The sequence below is a fragment of the Nonomuraea sp. NPDC005983 genome, from assembly GCF_040614375.1.
Classification (GTDB): domain Bacteria; phylum Actinomycetota; class Actinomycetes; order Streptosporangiales; family Streptosporangiaceae; genus Nonomuraea.
Genome location: NZ_JBEXUP010000260.1, coordinates 1 through 5,354, shown reverse-complemented (window position 1 = coordinate 5,354; position 5,354 = coordinate 1). Strand labels below are relative to the sequence as shown.

Annotated in this window: 3 rRNA genes; all 3 read right to left on the bottom strand. The window is 57.3% G+C overall.

The annotated features are described in order from the left end of the window. Positions 1-23 precede the first annotated feature (23 nt). A 5S ribosomal RNA gene (gene rrf, locus ABZ297_RS46155) occupies positions 24-140 on the bottom strand. Positions 141-294: 154 nt separating this feature from the next. Next, positions 295-3,397 (bottom strand): 23S ribosomal RNA (locus tag ABZ297_RS46150). 329 nt (positions 3,398-3,726) lie between these two features. Further along, positions 3,727-5,248 (bottom strand): 16S ribosomal RNA (locus tag ABZ297_RS46145). The 16S, 23S and 5S rRNA genes sit together here, the layout of an rRNA operon. Between the last annotated feature and the right edge of the window lie 106 nt (positions 5,249-5,354).

Sequence of the window (5,354 nt, the reverse complement as noted above, 5' to 3'; positions counted from 1 at the left end):
CTTCCCGCCCTCACCAAAAGATTGTCCGGCGGTGACCTACTCTCCCACACCCTCCCGAGTGCAGTACCATCGGCGCAGGGAAGCTTAACTTCCGGGTTCGGAATGTAACCGGGTGTTTCCTTCCCGCCATAACCGCCGTAACCCTCCGAAACACACAAACACAGAGTTTGCTGTCTCAGAATTGCCTAGTGGACGCGAGCAAAAACACACACACTCATCAACACGGCGCAGCCCAGAAAAACACTAACCTTTTCAAGGCGCAGCACACACCAACCAGCATGATGCCATTGCTTTGTGGTCAAGTCCTCGGCCTATTAGTACCGGTCAGCTCCACACGTTACCATGCTTCCACCTCCGGCCTATCAACCCGGTCGTCTACCGGGAGCCTTACCCCCTCACAGGGTGGGAGACCTCATCTCAAGGCGAGCTTCCCGCTTAGATGCTTTCAGCGGTTATCCCTTCCGAACGTAGCCAACCAGCCGTGCACCTGGCGGTACAACTGGCACACCAGAGGTTCGTCCGTCCCGGTCCTCTCGTACTAGGGACAGCCCCTTTCAAGTCTCCTGCGCGCGCAGCGGATAGGGACCGAACTGTCTCGCGACGTTCTAAACCCAGCTCGCGTACCGCTTTAATGGGCGAACAGCCCAACCCTTGGGACCTACTCCAGCCCCAGGATGCGACGAGCCGACATCGAGGTGCCAAACCATCCCGTCGATATGGACTCTTGGGGAAGATCAGCCTGTTATCCCCGGGGTACCTTTTAGCCGTTGAGCGACACCGCTTCCACACGCCGATGCCGGATCACTAGTCCCAGCTTTCGCTCCTGCTCGACCCGTCAGTCTCACAGTCAAGCTCCCTTGTGCACTTACACTCAACACCTGATTGCCAACCAGGCTGAGGGAACCTTTGGGCGCCTCCGTTACCCTTTAGGAGGCAACCGCCCCAGTTAAACTACCCACCAGACACTGTCCCCGATCCGGATCACGGACCAGAGTTAGACGTTCAAAACGACCAGAGTGGTATTTCACCAATGACTCCACCCGAACTAGCGTCCGAGCTTCCCAGTCTCCCACCTATCCTACACAAGACGCTCCAAACGCCAATGTCAAGCTGTAGTGAAGGTCCCGGGGTCTTTCCGTCCTGCTGCGCGAAACGAGCATCTTTACTCGTAGTGCAATTTCGCCGGGTCTGCGGTTGAGACAGCGGGGAAGTCGTTACGCCATTCGTGCAGGTCGGAACTTACCCGACAAGGAATTTCGCTACCTTAGGATGGTTATAGTTACCACCGCCGTTTACCGGCGCTTAAGTTCTCACCTTCGCCCAGCAAGCTGGACTAAGCGGTCCCCTTAACGTTCCGGCACCGGGCAGGCGTCAGTCCGTATACATCGTCTTACGACTTCGCACGGACCTGTGTTTTTAGTAAACAGTCGCTTCCCCCTGGCCACTGCGACCCCCACCAGCTCCCAGAGCTAGTCCGATCACCAGCAGAGGTCCCCCTTCTCCCGAAGTTACGGGGGCAATTTGCCGAGTTCCTTAACCACAGTTCACCCGATCGCCTTGGTATTCTCTACCTGACCACCTGAGTCGGTTTAGGGTACGGGCCGCCACAACACTCACTAGAGGCTTTTCTCGGCAGCATAGGATCATCCACTTCACCACAATCGGCTCGGCATCACATCTCACCCACAAGTGTTGCGGATTTGCCTACAACACGGGCTACATGCTTACCCCAGGACAACCATCGCCTGGGCTGGACTACCTTCCTGCGTCACCCCATCGCTTACCTACTACCCGATCGGATCGAGCGTTCGGTCTAACACCAACCCCGAAGGGCCGGCTGACTTAAGGACTCTTAGCATCACGAGGTTCGATATGGGCGCATTGAAGCGGGTACGGGAATATCAACCCGTTGTCCATCGACTACGCCTGTCGGCCTCGCCTTAGGTCCCGACTTACCCTGGGCGGATTAACCTGGCCCAGGAACCCTTGGTCATCCGGCGCGAGGGTTTCTCACCCTCGATTCGCTACTCATGCCTGCATTCTCACTCGCACAGCCTCCACAACTAGATCACTCTGCTGCTTCACCGGCTGCACGACGCTCCCCTACCCACCAACAGCAAAACTGTCAGTGCCACGACTTCGGCGGTGTACTTGAGCCCCGCTACATTGTCGGCGCGGAATCACTTGACCAGTGAGCTATTACGCACTCTTTCAAGGGTGGCTGCTTCTAAGCCAACCTCCTGGTTGTCTCTGCGACTCCACATCCTTTCCCACTTAGCACACGCTTAGGGGCCTTAGTCGGTGATCTGGGCTGTTTCCCTCTCGACTACGAAGCTTATCCCCCGCAGTCTCACTGCCACGCTCTCACTTACCGGCATTCGGAGTTTGGCTGACGTCAGTAACCTTGTCGGGCCCATCGGCCATCCAGTGCTCTACCTCCGGCAAGAAACACGCAACGCTGCACCTAAATGCATTTCGGGGAGAACCAGCTATCACGGAGTTTGATTGGCCTTTCACCCCTACACACAGATCATCCCCCAGGTTTTCAACCCTGGTGGGTTCGGTCCTCCACCCAGTCTTACCTGAGCTTCAACCTGCCCATGCGTAGATCACTCCGCTTCGGGTCTACAGCATGCGACTCAAACGCCCTATTCAGACTCGCTTTCGCTACGGCTCCCCCACACGGGTTAACCTCGCCACACACCATAACTCGCAGGCTCATTCTTCAAAAGGCACGCAGTCACATCACAACCGTTCCGAAGAACAGCTAAGCTCCTACGGCTTGTAGGCACACGGTTTCAGGTACTCTTTCACGACCCCTCACCGGGGCACTTTTCACCTTTCCCTCACGGTACTCGTGCACTATCGGTCACCAGGGAGTATTTAGGCTTACCAGGTGGTCCTGGCAGATTCACACAGGATTCCTCGAGCCCCGTGCTACTTGGGAACACCTCAAGAAGCCTTCAAGATTTCGTCTACCCGACTCTCACGGTCTACGGCGCCCCTTCCCAGAGGCTTCAACTATCCCAAAGGTTTATAACTTCTCGTGGTCTCGGCAGAAACCACCAGAGGGTCCCACAACCCCGAACATGCAACACCTGCCGGCTATCACACACGCCCGGTTTAGCCTCATCCGCTTTCGCTCACCACTACTCACGGAATCACTCTTGTTTTCTCTTCCTACGGGTACTGAGATGTTTCACTTCCCCGCGTTACCACCAACCGCCCTATACATTCAGGCGGAGGCAACACCACATGACTGGTGCTAGGTTTCCCCATTCGGACATCCCCGGATCAACGTCTGGTTGGCGACTCCCCGAGGCTTAACGCAGCCTCCCACGTCCTTCATCGGCTCCTGATGCCAAGGCATCCACCGTGTGCCCTAAAAAACTTGGCCACAAAGATGCTCGCGTCCACTATGCAAATCTCAAACAACAAACAGCAACCAGCCCACAACCCAACAAACCATCAGATTGCTCACCAGTCCTGTGCCCACGAGGCACGAGCAACAGCCCGTTTCCTCAGGACCCAACAGTGTGCCCGGAACACCGCACCCCCTGAACCGCCGTTCCCACTCCCCCCAACATGTGAGGGGCGGTACTAGCCGGCCAGCGACCACGCTGAACCGAATAGCCAGTGCTCCACTAGTGAGCTGCCGTGTGCGAGACATTCGCTCGCAGTCACAGCATGGACCAAACCCTGACGGGTTCGGCCAGTGCTCCTTAGAAAGGAGGTGATCCAGCCGCACCTTCCGGTACGGCTACCTTGTTACGACTTCGTCCCAATCGCCAGCCCCACCTTCGACCGCTCCCCCCAGCAAGCTGGTTGGGCCACGGGCTTCGGGTGTTGCCGACTTTCGTGACGTGACGGGCGGTGTGTACAAGGCCCGGGAACGTATTCACCGCAGCGTTGCTGATCTGCGATTACTAGCGACTCCGACTTCATGGGGTCGAGTTGCAGACCCCAATCCGAACTGAGACCGGCTTTTAGGGATTCGCTCCACCTCACGGTTTAGCAGCCCTCTGTACCGGCCATTGTAGCATGTTTGCAGCCCAAGACATAAGGGGCATGATGACTTGACGTCATCCCCACCTTCCTCCGAGTTGACCCCGGCAGTCTCCCATGAGTCCCCACCACCCCGAAGGGCGTGCTGGCAACATGGAACAAGGGTTGCGCTCGTTGCGGGACTTAACCCAACATCTCACGACACGAGCTGACGACAGCCATGCACCACCTGTCACCCAGTCCGAAGAAGCCCACATCTCTGCAGGTGTCCGGGTGATGTCAAACCTTGGTAAGGTTCTTCGCGTTGCGTCGAATTAAGCAACATGCTCCGCCGCTTGTGCGGGCCCCCGTCAATTCCTTTGAGTTTTAGCCTTGCGGCCGTACTCCCCAGGCGGGGCGCTTAATGCGTTAGCTCCGGCACGGAGATCGTGGAAGACCCCCACACCTAGCGCCCAACGTTTACAGCGTGGACTACCAGGGTATCTAATCCTGTTCGCTCCCCACGCTTTCGCTCCTCAGCGTCAGGTAAGGCCCAGCAAGCCGCCTTCGCCACCGGTGTTCCTCCTGATATCTGCGCATTTCACCGCTACACCAGGAATTCCACTTGCCCCTACCTACCTCTAGCCGGCCCGTATCCACCGCAGACCCGCAGTTAAGCTGCGGGCTTTCACGGCAGACGCGACCAGCCACCTACGAGCTCTTTACGCCCAATAATTCCGGACAACGCTTGCGCCCTACGTATTACCGCGGCTGCTGGCACGTAGTTAGCCGGCGCTTCTTCTGCAGGTACACGTCAACTTCGTCCCTGCTGAAAGAGGTTTACAACCCGAAGGCCGTCATCCCCCACGCGGCGTCGCTGCGTCAGGCTTCCGCCCATTGCGCAATATTCCCCACTGCTGCCTCCCGTAGGAGTCTGGGCCGTGTCTCAGTCCCAGTGTGGCCGGTCGCCCTCTCAGGCCGGCTACCCGTCGTCGCCTTGGTAGGCCACTACCCCACCAACAAGCTGATAGGCCGCGAGTCCATCCCCAACCGAAAAAACTTTCCACCACCACCCGATGCCGGGGGCGGTCGTATCCGGTATTAGACCCAGTTTCCCGGGCTTATCCCAGAGTCAGGGGCAGGTTACTCACGTGTTACTCACCCGTTCGCCGCTCGAGTACCCCGAAGGGCCTTTCCGCTCGACTTGCATGTGTTAAGCACGCCGCCAGCGTTCGTCCTGAGCCAGGATCAAACTCTCCAAACAATGTCTGGAAGAATGGTTGAATCCCAACCAAAAGGAATCCGTCAAATCAATGACGGGGTTTGTGCATCATGCACTGGCTTTTAGCACACTGTTGAGTTCTCAAGAA